We start from the raw sequence: 15,302 nt of genomic DNA on the forward strand, positions 1-15,302 counted from the left end.
ACATTATTAGTTCAGGTTTGGTTTGGCGTAATAAGCTGAATAATTGTAATAACGTTGACGTGATACTTTAACTCCATTTAATACAACTGTTACTTTTTTACCGAACGAACCGTCTAATTCTTCAATAATCTCTTTAAATTCTTTTTTAAGAGTGTAGTTCACCCGCATAACAACCAAAATTAAATCGGCCATTTTGCCTAATACCAAACTCTCTGCTGTTACACTAGTTGGCCCGGCATCAAGAATAATAAAGTCATAACGAGTTTTTAATTCAGCTAACATTTCTAACGTTTTATCTGACTCAACTAACTCAGACGGATTGGGTGGTAGGTGACCTGCTGCGATATAACTAATATTTTTACCTTCCTGTTTCTCAATAATATCATCCAACTCTACTTGATTAGACAAAAACATTGAAATTCCTTTATTCTCACTCTTAAAATAATTCTCACTCAAATCTCCTTTTCGTAAGTCAAAATCTAAGATCACGGTCTTTTTTCCCAAACTCGCTAATGACTGAGCCAAGTTATAGGAGCAAAACGTTTTTCCCTCGCCAGGCATGGTTGATGTAAATAATACAACACGCCCTTCTAGTGTATCTTTCCATGGCCAGAAGCCTAAATTGGTACGCAATTTTCTAAATGACTCAGCAACCACTGCATCTTCATTACTAGGCTCAAATATTTTTTTACTACCATTTGAACACAAGGTAATTTGCCCTAAAACAGGAGCTTTAAAGCTAAATCTATAATCTTCTATGTCCGATATCTTTTCGAAATATGATTCGTTTAAGAGAACATATATGGTTGGTAGTAGTAGTCCGAAAAAGACCATCAAAATTAAATTACGAGACTTTTTGGGAGCAGCTCGTCCGTCAAAAGCAGGATAATCAATCAACTCAAAAGCAGGTAAATTGGATGCTTTAGCAATCTGTGCCTCGGACCGTTTCTGAATTAAAAAGGTATAAATCGCATCATTTAATCGAAAATTACGCTCGTATGTTGTTAAATTACGCTGTGTCTCAGGTAATCTGTTAAGTTCAACATTGAGTGTGCTAATCTTACTCCTAATTTGTTGTAGAGCCAGACGCGATGCATCTAATTCGTACTGCAAGTTGACTAAAATAGTATTTTTCAAATTTGATATTTGAAACGTTAACTCTCTCAGCTGAGGACTTTTGGCTTGCTTATTTTCCAAAAGATGTTGTTTTCTTCCTACAAGTCCAATGTATTCATTCAATAAATCATTTAATACCTCATTGTTTAAGTTAGACATTAGAGTAACCGAATGTGCTGAAAAGTCTTCATCTTTCTGAAAATTCTCATTTAAGAATTCTAGATTATTCACATGAGCCTCCAATTGATCTTTTTCGATACCTATCGCCCTTAAGTTTTCATAAATCTGACCTGCTTTAAGATTAACATCTACTACTTGCTGATCAGTTTTAAAGTCTTGTAAAGATTGCTCAGCAATACTCAAAGAGTCAAAAACATCAGACAAATGATCATCAATAAAGTCGATTGTTGAAAAGGCTATATGATTTTTACGCTGTAGATCATATTCAATTACTGTTTCAATATATTTATCCAGAAACTCCTTTCCCATGTTGAAGTTCGTTGAAACAAGGTTGATGCTTATGGCTGTTGCATCAAGCTGGGTTGCCTCAATTTTTAGATTATCTTTAGATTCGTCTACTACTTGTCGGTTACTTTTGATAACAAAGAAGAGTTTCTTACCAACTAACTTATCGATATTTAGGCCTTCTTTCAGTAAAACGGTAAAGTTGAAGTTTTCATTCTCAATAGATTCTCCAAAACGATAGGTATGTTTAAACTCCCAATCTTCAACTAATTGCTCACTGCTAGCATTTAAAAAATTGTGCAATTCACCTTCGTCAACCTCAACTTTTAAGGTAAATAAATCCTTAGATAGTATTTCAACATAAAACTCTGCTCCAGTAAGCTGTAAATAATTTTTATCCAATACAACCTGAAAAGGCGATGATGTATATAGGTTTTTATCATACAAAACCTTTGGTTGGTAGTAAAACACATCGATATTAAGCTTATTCACCACTTGTTCAAGAAGAGGTCTGGCATTTAATGAAATTAAGCTATTTTGAAATGTATTTCGACCACTAAACAACTCAGAACCAGGCATAAAAGAACTAGGATCAATCATATTGCGCCTACTCTCGTGCACTACAAGTTTAGCACTTATATTAACTTTGGGTTCCGAGAACTTATTAAACAATACTCCTATACCCAAAAACAGAGTAATGGAGATCACATAAAGCTTCCAATGCTTCCCAACTTTATGCAATACATTTTTCAAATCGTTAGATTGGTCGTTTTCCAAATTCATATTAATTATTTACATAATCCATAACTAAAATAAAGGTTGTAATTGATGAAAGAAGTAGCGCATATGGGAAAGTATCCATTCCCCACCTTCTTCGCTTTAAAGGCTCTACATACAATACATCATTTGAGCGCAAATAGTAATATGGCGATGAGAATATCCTATCAGAAGTAAGGTCAATAATTTGCTTAGTTGTAACGTTATTTTCTTCACGCACAATCATCACATTTTGTCTGTTTCCATACTCGTGTATATCGCCAGCCATACCTAAAGCCTGGAAAATATTTATGTGATCGCTTGAGTAGTAATAACGCCCTGGCCGATTGACATAACCAACCAAGGTAATACTCTTATTAACGAAGTTTATTTTCACAGATGGTTGATAAAGGTAATCCTCCAACTTTTCTTCCATATAATCAGCAGCTCCTTCAATCGTAAGTTCCGCTATTCTAATTTTACCAATGACTGGCAGGTTGACATTACCAAACTCATCAACACGGTACGATATAATTGAAAGCCCCTCGGGGGTGGTAGTACTGTATAATCCCTGTTGCTGTTGCTCCAGAAAATTCGATCCTTCTCTATCGGTGCTCATCACCTCGATGTAAACCTCATCAAATGGCTGAATTGTTTGCTGTGTTTTTACAACATCATGAGCTTCGTCCATATATTTATCATCTACAGTATCCTGTAAGTAGATAATTTCTTTATGAGGAACACACCCATTTAATGTAAAAAGGGTAAGAATCAGGAGATATATCGAACGCATAATGTATTTTTAAATTAAATAGATCATTACCAAAATAAAAACAATTGAATCAAGATGTTCCATTATTTTATTAACTGTTGGTAATACTTCATCAACAACACAATTACTTACATGAGTTATAAGTACCATCATACAAAATGAAGAGGCAGGCCTAATTATTACCCACCTCTTCAAACATTTTATGATCAACTTTTATTTTACAATTAACTTATGCGTCTTGCTTTCTCCTGTTGGCAATAGGACATTAAGAATGTATACTCCTTTTGCTAAATCACTAACATTTACAGGACTTGCTAGCTGGTTCTGGTTAACTACTTTAACCAAACTTCCAGTTCCATTATAAAACTGCACCTGTTGCACATCGCCTGTAATATTTAATACATCATATACAGGGTTAGGATAAATTTTAAAAGCAGCCAGCTCTTTCATGTCAATTGATGTTGACGTACCAAAACCAATCTCAAGAGTTGAGTTTTCGGTTAAGATTCCAACGGTAATAGTGAAAGTTCCATCATTATTATCAATAAGATCTCCACTTACGTCGCTACCATTTAATGTTAATGTAGAAACTTCATTACCACCTTCAGGAGTTAAAACAATATCGATGAACTCATCATCAAATAATTCCTGTGGGCTTACATGACTTACTGCACCACCTGGTGACGCTGTAATGTCTAATAAATAGTATTGTTGAAATACGATATTCAATGTAGCATCAGCCGTTAAATCTTTGACGGCATAACTATAAGAACCATCTTCATTTTCAACAAGTAAGTCGCTTACATCCGTACCATCCAATTGAATCTCTGTAATTTTATACTGACTTTCTGGTGATATCATTAGGTCTAACTCTTCCCCTTCGATTATCCTGTGTTCATCAATATGGCTCGCGCTACCACCTGCCGAAATTGTAATATTGATGGTATAATAACGGGTGAATTCAATATCTAAAACAGCATCATCTGTTAAACCACTTACCGTATAGGTATATGTTCCATCAGTATTATCGACAATATTTGCAAGCACATCCACATTATCAAGATTAACGGCTGTAATTGCATACCCTAAATCAGGTGTAATTGTTATGTCTATCTCATTACCCTCTAATAAAGTAACATCACCAGTTGGTGAAGCTACTCCACCAACAGCCGTAGTCACTGTTAAGGTATGAATCAAAGCGAAATCAACAACAACGGTATGTGATGCATCCACATTTTCGAAGATATAGCTATATGTGTCATCTCCGTTATCTGTTACATTCTCGATTTGCTCCTCACCATCTATCAAAATAGAACGCAAATCGAAACCTGTTGAAGGATCTATGTCTACTGTTAATGAGAAACCTTCGTAAATAGTGTTTACTCCACTTGGTGTAACATCACCACCAGCATCTCCTGTTACTTCAATTGTGTGCTCAGTAAGAGAAGCAAAAACAACAACAATATCCAGATTTTCATTAATATTGCTTACGTTGTAAGTAAATACACCTTCATCCTCTACCAGTTCACCTATTCTATTTTCTCCATTAACGGTGAATGTATAAATCTGATGGTTGGCATCTGGCGTAAAGTCGTACGATACACTTCCTCCGGCAACAACATTACTTGACGACATTGGTGAATAAATACCATTTCCGGTAGCATCAATTGTAGCTATGTAAAATTCTAATTCATATGCGCCAATATCAATTCGGTTTTGCACAACACGCTGTTCGATATTTAAATCTTCGTCGCCAACATCAACACCTGTTAAATCAGCAAGTCCAGCGTTTAATAATGGAGAGCTTATACCAAATGTCCAATCAGCTGCCATGATATTATTTCGCTCCGCTGGTGTGGTTCCTCTACCAATGTAACTGGATAGTAAGGTAAATTGAGGCCCTTCACTATTTGCATTTACTTCGCTAAGGTTTATTAAATCGGTTCCTACAGCGTTATTAATATCGCTAATTGCACAATTGGTGAGAACAGTTTGAGCACCTTCATCTATTTGGTCGGCAGGAGGACTACCAAAGCAGTCGTTACCCCATATAACTACATTGGTTAATATCGTAACGTTAGCATTTTCATCATCATCAAAAGTAATAACTCCACCACCAGAATCGTTTGATTGGTTGTGAACAACAGTCGTATTTAATACTGTTCCATGACTATAAATATAAATACCACCACCATCTGCCCAAGCAGTATTGTTAGCTACTAAACAATTTTTAATTATACCTCCTGTTGTTGCTACTGGAGTTACTTCATCGGAGTAGGAATATATACCACCACCATGGCTATCTGCCACATTATTTATAATTCGACACTTATCAAAAGTACCTTCGGTACAAGCTATTGCACCTCCTCTTCCGACACTATAATTATTATAAAATTCACATTCTGTTATTTCACTACCCGTTAAGTGAGCATACAATCCACCACCCAAAGGCGTTCTATCTCCAGCAATTGCCTCATTTCCTACAAATAAACAATTATTAAAAACACCACCGCTATAAGCGTAAACACCTCCACCTAAATTAGCAGAATTACCAACTAGTGTTACATTATTATATGTTCCTCCATTTCGTGTTTGAATTCCACCGCCACGACCATCACGGTCGCTTCCATCCGCATAACCCTCAGTAATGACAACATCAGAAAGGACAGCGGTATTTGAAGTATAATCAATTCCATATACAACATGATAAGAATTATCAGAGATATCATCTTCCACACCAATATCTCCACTCAAGATAGTTGCATTTGCTTCTCCATATCCGTAATTGCTACGAGCCCCAATCTCACCCTCATCTCCAACAAAGCCACCAATTATGGAAACCGTATTCGCCATCATAAAACTGATACTTCGTGACTCAACCGTTGCATCGTACCCTTCATCTCCAGGATCTAAGAGATAATAGCTTTCAGTTGGGGTATAGGTTCCACTAGCTACCCAAACCTCGCCACCTGTAACCGCAAGTGAATTAATTGCTTCTTGTAAATCGCTGGTAGCATCTTCCCAAGAGTCATGGTCGGCACCAGATGTATAAGCCACCCCATCTGTTTTTACATAAACCCTCTGACCGGTAAGATCAACAGCTGATAAACAGATAAGTAGAAGTAGTACAGTCGAATTGAGTATAATTCTTCGCATAACGTTGAGTATTTGATTAATAATTAATTAAGAAATATCAAGTTATGGGAAAAGATACTTTTATGCCCAATCTTTACACTAACAAATAGTTATCGTTGATTAAAATGCAGCTAAATAGGTTGAAACCAATAATATGGTCGTTTTATGAGCTTACGGTTTTGTAAGCTGCATTAGAAAACCGTTTTTTAACAAGGCCTACATAAAGCTTGACAAATATTCTTTTGAGTCTAGGTAATTTATCAATAAATAAATGTCCTTCTAAGTGGTCATATTCGTGTTGAATAACACGCGCTACAAACCCTTCATACTCTTCTGTGTGCTCAATAAAGTTTTCATCCTTATAGTGGATTCTAATTTTATCGGGACGCTTAATCGTTTGATGAATACCAGGCAAACTAAGACAACCTTCAGAAAATGACTTATTAGGAGATTCTAACAGTTCAAGTTTAGCATTTATAAAGACTTTCTTAAAACCTTTTAATTCAGGGTACTCATCTTTAAATACATCAAGGTCAATTAAAAATAAACGAATGGATTTTCCCACCTGTGGTGCCGCCAAACCGATACCATCGGTCCGGTATAGAGTTGCCCATAAATCCTTCAAAAACTCATTTAAATGGGGGTAATTGGCACTTATTTTAGTTGCCTTTTTCCTCAATACCTGGTGACCATAAACAGCAATAGGAAAAATCATATGCGACTTTGCTCCATATAGGTTTGAAGAATTATGGTTGCACTCACCTTATCAACCATGGCCTTATCCTGGCGTGCTTTCTTTTTTAAGCCTCCATCAATCATAGCTTGAAAAGCAATTTTTGACGTAAAGCGCTCATCAACCCATTCAATTGGCAGGTCTTTAAAATTCTTCTTCAATCGGTTAACAAATGGTTCAATGTATTTCATTGATTCAGATTTTTCGCCACTATTTTGTGTAGGGTAACCCACTACAATACGCTCTACCTCTTCTTCTTTCATGTATTTGACAATAAAATCGAAAAGTTCGTGCGATGGTACGGTAGTTAATCCATTGGCGATGATTTTCATTGGATCGGTTACTGCCAAACCGCTTTTCTTTCTTCCGTAGTCAATTGCTAATATTCTGCCCATTTATAAACTTTGTTGCAAAGATAGTTTTTATTGGAAGCCTCTATATGTAAATACACTGATTTAATTATCAGCAAAAAAAGAGCTTCCATTACGGAAGCTCTTTTCACATATAGTATTATCGTTATAATTATTAACGAAGGTTTGCTTGTGCAGCAGCTAAACGTGCGATAGGCACACGGAAAGGAGAACAAGAAACGTAATCTAAACCTGTTCGGTGACAGAACTCAACTGAAGAAGGCTCACCACCATGCTCACCACAGATACCTAATTTCAACTCTGGACGAGCTGAACGGCCTTTTTCACAACCCATTTCTACCAATTGACCAACACCTGTTTGATCTAATGCCTGGAATGGATCTTGCTTTAAGATACCTTTTTCGATGTAGATAGGTAAGAATTTACCAGCATCGTCACGAGAATATCCGAAAGTCATCTGTGTTAAGTCATTTGTACCGAATGAGAAGAATTCAGCTACTTCAGCTACTTCATTAGCAGTTAATGCAGCACGAGGAATTTCAATCATAGTACCTACCATGTAGTCTACTTTCATTCCTTTCTCTTCGAATACCTTAGCAGCAGTTGAACGGATCAACTCTTCCTGCATTTTAAGCTCTTTTACAGTACCAATTAATGGAACCATAATCTCAGGCTTAGGATCAAATCCTTCTTTCTTAAGGTCACAAGCTGCTTCGATAATAGCGCGAGCCTGCATCACAGTAATTTCAGGATAAGTATTTCCTAAACGACAACCACGGTGACCTAACATTGGGTTGAATTCGTGTAAGCCTTCAACTTTTTCAGTTACAACTTTCACATCAACACCTAATTTCTCAGCCATCTCTTTTTGAGACTCTAAATCGTTAGGAGTAAATTCGTGCAATGGTGGATCCAGTAAACGAATAGTAACACCAAACCCGTCCATAGCCTTAAGAATTCCGTAGAAATCCTCACGCTGGATAGGTAATAATTTAGCCAATGCTTCTTCACGACCTTCAACCGTTTCGGCTAAGATCATTTCACGCATTTTCCAGATACGGTCACCTTCGAAGAACATGTGCTCTGTACGACAAAGACCAATACCTTTAGCTCCAAACTCACGAGCAGTTTGAGCATCAGCAGGAGAATCAGCGTTAGTACGAACATACATACGTGTGTTCTTTTCAGCTAATTCCATCATCTTACCAAAGTCACCATCTAATGAAGGAGTAATAGTTGCTACTTTACCTTCGTAAACAATACCAGTAGTACCGTTTAATGAAATAAAGTCACCCTCTTTGTACTCAACACCATCAATTGACATTGACTTACCTGATACTGTTAAACCAGCAGCAGAAGAGATACAACATTTACCCATACCACGAGCTACTACAGCCGCGTGAGAAGTCATACCACCACGCTCAGTTAAAATACCTTCAGCAGCATACATTCCTTTTAAATCTTCAGGAGAAGTTTCGCGACGAACCAAGATTACTTTCTTACCATCGGCAGCCCACTGCTCAGCAGCTTCAGCAGAAAATACTACTTGACCAGTTGCAGCACCCGGAGATGCAGGCAAACCTTTAGATAGTTCTTTTGCAGCAGCAATTGCAGCACCATCAAATACAGGGTGTAATAACTCGTCTAATTTATTTGGCTCCTGACGTAAAACAGCTGTTTTTTCGTCAATCATACCTTCAGCTAACATGTCGATAGCCATTTTAACCATGGCAGCACCAGTACGCTTACCAGCACGCGTTTGCAACATCCAAAGTTTACCATCTTGAATGGTGAACTCCATATCTTGCATATCGCTATAGTGATCTTCTAATTTTTGCTGTGTTTCATTCAACTCAGCATAAAGTTCTGGCATTGCTTCTTCCATTGAAAGGAAGTTTGCTTTACGATCTTCTTCCGAAGTACCGTTACGCTCAGCCCAACGCTTAGAACCAATAGTTGTAATCTCAAGTGGCGTACGTACACCAGCAACAACGTCTTCACCCTGCGCATTGATTAAGTACTCACCATTGAATTGATCTTCACCTGTGGCAGCATCACGTGAGAAACATACTCCTGTAGCAGAAGTTTCACCCATGTTACCATATACCATAGCCTGTACGTTTACTGCTGTACCCCACTCGTCAGGAATCTGCTCCATACGACGGTAAAGAATAGCACGCTCAGTATTCCATGAATCAAATACTGCACATACAGCACCCCAAAGCTGATCCCAAGGGTTTGTTGGGAAATCAACACCTGCGTGCTCACGAACAACAGCCTTATAACCTTCAACCAAAACTTTCAGGTCTTCAACTGTTAATTCAGTATCTAATTTATATCCTTTTGATTCTTTTAACTCATCTAGTACTACTTCAAATGGATTGTGCTGACCTTCTTCAGCCTCTACACCCATTACCACGTCACCATACATATGGATGAAACGACGGTATGAGTCATACGCGAATTGTTCGTTACCTGATTTTTCAGCGATGATCTTTACAGCATCATCGTTCATACCTAGGTTAAGAACAGTGTTCATCATACCAGGCATGGATGCACGAGCACCTGAACGAACAGATAATAACAATGGGAAAGCCTCACCGGTAGAACCGAATTTTGCATTCATTACTTTTTCGGTAGCTGCTACTCCAGCCTCTACTTCAGCTTTCATTAATTCAACAACAGCTTCTTTACCTTTTAGGTTGTACTCGGTACACACTTCAGTTGTGATAGTAAAACCGGCAGGAACTGGAACACCAATAAGGTTCATCTCAGCAAGGTTTGCACCTTTACCACCAAGCAGATTTTTCATATCAGCTTTACCTTCAGCTTGTCCGTTACCAAAGGTATAAACGCGTTTATTGCTCATACTTAGATTATTAAAAATTTATTATAAAATAGTAGTTATCAACGTTTTCGATTGTTTCGAAATATAAATTTCAAAAACCATACAAATAAACAAAAAATTTGGCAAAGTCACCACTATTGAAACCGCTAGGAATGCGTTAATAAATAATAAATTCTGCCTAAGCATCGTGAAATTAAAAAAGCGATTCTTTCATCATGGAAAAAATCGCTCTTATTTTATTTAGAATCACTAATACTAATTAACAGGATACTTTTTAAGGTATTCTTTTGCTTTCATCAAATAATCAACATATTGAGCTCTTCTATATGCATGTGGATCATCGACATTCTTTTTAGATAGTTTGCCTTTGAAGTCATCAATACGATTATAGCCCTTAGACTTCATCCAGGCACTTAATTCCTCAAGCATACGCGTAACCTGAACCACTCCATTTTTATATACAGTGCTCACAATTTGTACAGAGTCAGCACCGGCTAATAACATGGTAATTAAGTCTTCTCCATCAATGATACCCGTATTGCTACAAATACTGCCCTTAAGGTTACCTGCCAATAAACCAGCAAAACGCAGAGCTAAACGATTATCTCCTTTATGACTCAAATTGTATGGTACACGCAGTTTTTCTTCCTTAACATCTATATCTGGCTGGAACAAACGATTAAAAAGGACAAAACCATCTGCACCGTTTTTATCCATCCGATAAACCACATTCATCATATTGGTGTAAAACGGACTTAGCTTAACACTTACAGGAATTTTGACTGCAGCTTTAATCTTTTTCAAAATTTCAATACGCTCTTCTTCGATCGTCGCTGGCGATTTTTCAACATCCGAAATAGTTGAATAGAAGTTCAACTCCAAGCCATCAACTCCAGTTTCTTCCAAATACTTTGCATAATCTACCCAACTTACATCGTAAGTACAATTGAGACTTGCGAACACAGGTATAGATACCGTTTCTTTCAATTTTTTAAGAGCTAACAAATGTGCTTTCGGTCCTGAGTGTTCAATCTTTGGAAATAAAGATGTCATCTCAGCTTGGAGATTATCAAATTCATGCAATTCATCTTCCAACTCGGCTGCCTCTAGGTTAAGTTGTTCTTCAAAAAGCGATTTATAGACAATCGCAGCTGCGCCAGCATCTTCTAACTTCTTAGCCATAGACAAGTCTAAAACTAAATTACTGGCTCCAATAATGATGGGATTTTTTAATTCAATCCCCATGTAAGTGGTTCTTAAATCCATGTCAAAGGTGATATTAAAGGGTTTTTAATTTCTTATATACTTTAACAAGGAGCTGATATTAATTGTTTTAAGTAAAAGATAAAATAGTCCTTATCTCGAACAAATAGAATTGATATTCGATACAATAAAGTGCTTACGTTGTCTTTGAAAACTACTTGCGACATTGTTCATGCCCCATAACACAAAAAGGTGTTACAAAACTGCAACACCTTTTTAAATTATTTTTAGACTGTAACTTAGTCTTTATCTACTTTTTTAAGCAAAGCTTTAACAGTAATTACCTCTAAATAGGTTGTTCCACCGCCAATTCCAAAACTACCACCTAAATAAGCTACCAAATCATCCTCAACAAGAACTTCTTTTTTCAATAACTTCTTCAATGTTTTTTTCAGAATCTCTTTCTTAGAGCTACCATCTTCCATCAAACGTGGAGATACTCCATAAGAAAGTGCCAACTGACGACCTACATTTTGATTGTAACACAAAGCGTAAACAGGAACTGCACCTCTAAAAGCCGCTAAATACCTAGCCGTTTTACCAGTTAAGCTATCAGTTAATACGGCTTTAATGTCTAAATTTTTACTTGCACGCACTGCTGTGTCTGAAAGATAAGCTGTAATATCATTCGTATCTTGTAATACAGGAATATCGTAACGACTATCTTTTGATGCTTCAACTTCTTTAGCAATTTTAGCCATTGTTTTAACAGCTTCAACTGGATAATTACCATAAGCAGTTTCACCACTTAACATGATGGCATCTGTACGGTAATAAATAGCATTAGCAACATCTGTAACTTCGGCACGCGTAGGTCGCGGATTTTTAATCATTGTGTGCAACATTTGCGTGGCAACAATTACAGGCTTTTTAGCTTCAACACACTTACGAATCATGCGACGTTGAATACCCGGAATTTTTTCTTGAGGTATTTCAATACCCAAGTCTCCGCGAGCAACCATAATACCGTGTACATGTTCCAAGATTTCATCCAAGTTAGCAACACCTTCTTCATTTTCAATTTTAGCCACAATTTTCATTGGACTTTCCATCTCATTTAAGATTTGCTGTACTTCAATAACATCTTCTTTATTACGTACAAAAGAGTGTGCTACAAAGTCAATGTTGTTTTGAGCGGCAAACTTAATAAAGTTACGATCTTTCTCAGTAACAGACGGTAAACTCACTCGAACTCCTGGGATATTCACACTCTTGCGACTGCCTACAATACCATCATTTAACACTTTACATGTTAAATAATCATCTTCTTTGGCAGTAACTTCCATAGCCACTTCACCATCATCGATCAAAATTTGACCTCCAATAGGCATGTCTTTTACAAAGTGTTCATAGCTAACACAAATACACTCTTTAGATGATAAGCAATTGATATCACCTTTTACTTTTAAAACATCACCAGTTGTTAACTCAATGTCGTCTTCACATTTTGTCGTTCTGATTTCTGGTCCCTTCGTATCAATCAAGATTGCAATCTTGTCTGATACAGCTCTAACGTTAGTGATGACTTTAAGAACTCCTTCGTAATCCTGATGTGCAGTGTTTAAACGCACAACGTTCATGCCGGATTTGTAAAGTTTTTTCAAAAAATCAACATCACAACTGCGATCCGAAATTGTAGCAACAATTTTGGTAAACTTCTTCATAATCAAATTTTTCTTGGTGGTATGCAACAATTAATATTATTCTAAATACAGCTCTTCCCCAACTGTATTCAGACTTTCATTATCTTATATTTAATGAGAGATTTTTTTTTACAAAGATCTTTTTAAAGCTTCTACTGCTAATCGATAAGAATTCAATCCAAATCCTGCAATAACTCCTTTACAAACAGCAGTTATAAATGATTTATGCCGAACTTTTTCTCGCTTATGTACATTACTGATGTGAACTTCAATAACCGGACTTTCAATACCTGCTATTGCATCTGCTATTGCCAATGAAGTATGCGTATATGCACCTGCATTTAGTACGATCCCATCAACCTTGTACCCCTCTGTATGAAGCTTATCAATTATTTCTCCCTCATGATTCGATTGAAAATAGGATAAATTGTCATCAGAAAACTCCGCTGTCAGCTGGTCGAAATAACTTTCAAAAGACGTATTTCCGTATATGGAAGTTTCTCGCTTGCCTAACAAATTAAGGTTCGGCCCATTTATTATTAATAAGTTCATCTGACAGTCTTATTTTTATGCCCGCAAAATTACGATAGTTTGTTGGAATAAAAAAACAGTGGCATTATTTAATAAATGATAGGAAAAATAAACATTATTTTAAATTTTAATCCATATTGTTTGTTCGTTATCAGTTCAATATTTATTTTTACTGATACAAATAATCGGGAAACACTTTATTTAAAAGTTTAATTATGAATTGGGAATCAGAAATTGGTGAATTCAGAAACTATCTCAAAATTGAAAAGGGATTATCTGAAAACTCTATCCATGCTTACATTACCGACCTAACCAAATTGGTTACTTTTCTAGAAGATAGGAATAGTAAAAAAGGTCCTGAAGATGTAATATTGGCAGATTTAAAAGAGATGATGCAATGGATAGGCGAACGTGGCATTAGCCCAAGAACGCAAGCCAGAGTAATCAGCGGCATTAAATCATTTTACAAATTTTTGTTAATCGAAGAAAAGGTAGAAAAAGATCCTACAGCTTTGTTGGAGTCTCCTAAAATAGGACGCAAACTACCTGATATTTTATCTGTTGAGGAAATTGACAGAATTATAAACTCTGTTGATTTGAAGAAATCAGAAGGGCAACGTAACAAAGCTATTCTTGAAACACTTTACAGTTGCGGTCTAAGGGTATCTGAATTAATTGAGTTAAAGATTTCAAATTTATTTTTCGAATCGGGCTTTATTAAAATTGAAGGAAAGGGTAATAAAGAACGTTTAGTACCAATTAGTTCGAAAGCAATTAAAGAAATTAACTTGTACTTAAGTGAATATCGTCGTACTCTTAACATACACAAAGATGATGAGGATATTTTATTCTTAAACCGTAGAGGACGAAAGCTTTCACGTGTAATGATCTTTACGATTATCAAAAACTTAACTAAAAAATTAGGTTTCGAAAAGAACATAAGCCCGCATACATTCCGTCACTCATTTGCAACTCACTTAATTGATGGAGGCGCCAATTTACGTGCTGTACAAGAAATGTTAGGTCACGAGTCAATCATCACTACAGAGATATACACACACTTGGATAAAGAATATTTAAAGAATACTTTAATTCAATTCCACCCAAGGTCGTAATATTAAAAAATCACACATTGATTAAAGCGCAACTTATTTAGGTTGTGCTTTTTCGTTTTTGATAAGCAGGTTGGTAATTTTTACAACATCAATCCTCAGTGCTATTAAACAAGACACTTCTTACACATCCCTTTAACTTCAATAGATAATTCATCAATTTGATAGCCTGGAATATTAATTTCGAAAGATTGTTGTGCTTGCACGCAAGAAACCTCGTTACATTTAGTACACTTAAAGTGAATATGTTCGTGATGATGGCATTGATTTGAACACTCGGGACTACATAAGGCGTAGTACACTTCATCGCCAGAGGTTGAAGCTTTATGCACAATACCATTATCAATTAAAGCATTTATTGTGCGATACAAGGTGACTCTATCATAAGAGCTTAAGTTTTTTTGAATGTCTGAGTAAGGCAAGGCGGCACCATTATCTTTGAACAATTGCATTAATTCAACACGAATAGGTGTTGCTTTCAATTTCCTTGCTCTTAGATATTGCTTCGTTTTTTCCTGCCCACTCATGCCCACAAAAGTATAATAATTGCCAATGAT

General features: G+C 36.4%; 11 protein-coding genes. 1 reads left to right on the forward strand and 10 read right to left on the reverse strand.

Annotated features, from left to right (window positions below; genetic code table 11):
* Positions 1-6: 6 nt before the first annotated feature.
* From FNN09_RS14225 to aroQ, 9 genes are all read right to left on the reverse strand, one after another.
* Complete coding sequence (locus tag FNN09_RS14225) at positions 7-2,364, reverse strand: polysaccharide biosynthesis tyrosine autokinase (RefSeq protein ID WP_143303039.1); 2,358 nt, start codon at positions 2,362-2,364, stop codon at positions 7-9.
* A 1-nt stretch (position 2,365) separates the two neighbouring features.
* Positions 2,366-3,130 (reverse strand): polysaccharide biosynthesis/export family protein, encoded by a 765-nt coding sequence (locus FNN09_RS14230; RefSeq protein WP_143303040.1) that lies wholly within the window; start codon positions 3,128-3,130, stop codon positions 2,366-2,368.
* A gap of 192 nt (positions 3,131-3,322) precedes the next feature.
* The gene (locus FNN09_RS14235) at positions 3,323-6,265 is read right to left on the reverse strand and encodes a T9SS type A sorting domain-containing protein (RefSeq protein WP_143303041.1); all 2,943 of its coding nucleotides are present in this window, start codon (positions 6,263-6,265) and stop codon (positions 3,323-3,325) included.
* Positions 6,266-6,407: 142 nt separating this feature from the next.
* On the reverse strand, positions 6,408-6,959 hold the full coding sequence (gene def / locus FNN09_RS14240) for a peptide deformylase (protein WP_143303042.1): 552 nt from the start codon (positions 6,957-6,959) through the stop codon (positions 6,408-6,410).
* Complete coding sequence (gene ruvX, locus FNN09_RS14245; protein WP_143303043.1) at positions 6,956-7,372, reverse strand: Holliday junction resolvase RuvX; 417 nt, start codon at positions 7,370-7,372, stop codon at positions 6,956-6,958. Before ruvX ends, def begins: the two co-directional genes overlap by 4 nt.
* A 130-nt stretch (positions 7,373-7,502) precedes the next feature.
* Positions 7,503-10,217: a pyruvate, phosphate dikinase gene (gene ppdK / locus FNN09_RS14250; protein WP_143303044.1), complete on the reverse strand. Its 2,715-nt coding sequence runs from the start codon at positions 10,215-10,217 to the stop codon at positions 7,503-7,505.
* Positions 10,218-10,451: 234 nt separating this feature from the next.
* The gene (locus tag FNN09_RS14255) at positions 10,452-11,462 is read right to left on the reverse strand and encodes a dihydroorotate dehydrogenase-like protein (RefSeq protein WP_143303045.1); all 1,011 of its coding nucleotides are present in this window, start codon (positions 11,460-11,462) and stop codon (positions 10,452-10,454) included.
* A gap of 236 nt (positions 11,463-11,698) precedes the next feature.
* Positions 11,699-13,123, reverse strand: coding sequence for a pyruvate kinase (gene pyk, locus FNN09_RS14260; protein ID WP_143303046.1), 1,425 nt, complete (start codon positions 13,121-13,123; stop codon positions 11,699-11,701).
* A gap of 108 nt (positions 13,124-13,231) precedes the next feature.
* On the reverse strand, positions 13,232-13,654 hold the full coding sequence (gene aroQ / locus FNN09_RS14265; protein ID WP_143303047.1) for a type II 3-dehydroquinate dehydratase: 423 nt from the start codon (positions 13,652-13,654) through the stop codon (positions 13,232-13,234).
* Between the two features lie 194 nt (positions 13,655-13,848).
* Between aroQ and xerD the strand changes: the two genes are divergently transcribed.
* Positions 13,849-14,748 (forward strand): site-specific tyrosine recombinase XerD, encoded by a 900-nt coding sequence (gene xerD / locus FNN09_RS14270; protein ID WP_143303048.1) that lies wholly within the window; start codon positions 13,849-13,851, stop codon positions 14,746-14,748.
* 104 nt (positions 14,749-14,852) lie between these two features.
* On the opposite strand, the gene FNN09_RS14275 is transcribed toward xerD, so the two are convergent.
* A complete protein-coding gene (locus FNN09_RS14275) occupies positions 14,853-15,272 on the reverse strand; it encodes a Fur family transcriptional regulator (protein ID WP_143303049.1) in 420 nt (139 codons plus the stop codon).
* Between the last annotated feature and the right edge of the window lie 30 nt (positions 15,273-15,302).

The organism is Carboxylicivirga sp. M1479, assembly GCF_007097485.1.
Classification (GTDB): domain Bacteria; phylum Bacteroidota; class Bacteroidia; order Bacteroidales; family Marinilabiliaceae; genus Carboxylicivirga.

Excerpts from the sequence above, each read along its gene's own strand:
- xerD (WP_143303048.1), top strand. The coding sequence starts at position 13,849 with ATGAATTGGGAATCAGAAATTGGTGAATTCAGAAACTATCTCAAAATT.
- aroQ (WP_143303047.1), bottom strand. The coding sequence starts at position 13,654 with ATGAACTTATTAATAATAAATGGGCCGAACCTTAATTTGTTAGGCAAG.
- FNN09_RS14255 (WP_143303045.1), bottom strand. The coding sequence starts at position 11,462 with ATGGATTTAAGAACCACTTACATGGGGATTGAATTAAAAAATCCCATC.
- def (WP_143303042.1), bottom strand. The coding sequence starts at position 6,959 with ATGATTTTTCCTATTGCTGTTTATGGTCACCAGGTATTGAGGAAAAAG.
- FNN09_RS14230 (WP_143303040.1), bottom strand. The coding sequence starts at position 3,130 with ATGCGTTCGATATATCTCCTGATTCTTACCCTTTTTACATTAAATGGG.
- pyk (WP_143303046.1), bottom strand. The coding sequence starts at position 13,123 with ATGAAGAAGTTTACCAAAATTGTTGCTACAATTTCGGATCGCAGTTGT.
- FNN09_RS14275 (WP_143303049.1), bottom strand. The coding sequence starts at position 15,272 with ATGAGTGGGCAGGAAAAAACGAAGCAATATCTAAGAGCAAGGAAATTG.
- FNN09_RS14235 (WP_143303041.1), bottom strand. The coding sequence starts at position 6,265 with ATGCGAAGAATTATACTCAATTCGACTGTACTACTTCTACTTATCTGT.
- ruvX (WP_143303043.1), bottom strand. The coding sequence starts at position 7,372 with ATGGGCAGAATATTAGCAATTGACTACGGAAGAAAGAAAAGCGGTTTG.
- FNN09_RS14225 (WP_143303039.1), bottom strand. The coding sequence starts at position 2,364 with ATGAATTTGGAAAACGACCAATCTAACGATTTGAAAAATGTATTGCAT.
- ppdK (WP_143303044.1), bottom strand. The coding sequence starts at position 10,217 with ATGAGCAATAAACGCGTTTATACCTTTGGTAACGGACAAGCTGAAGGT.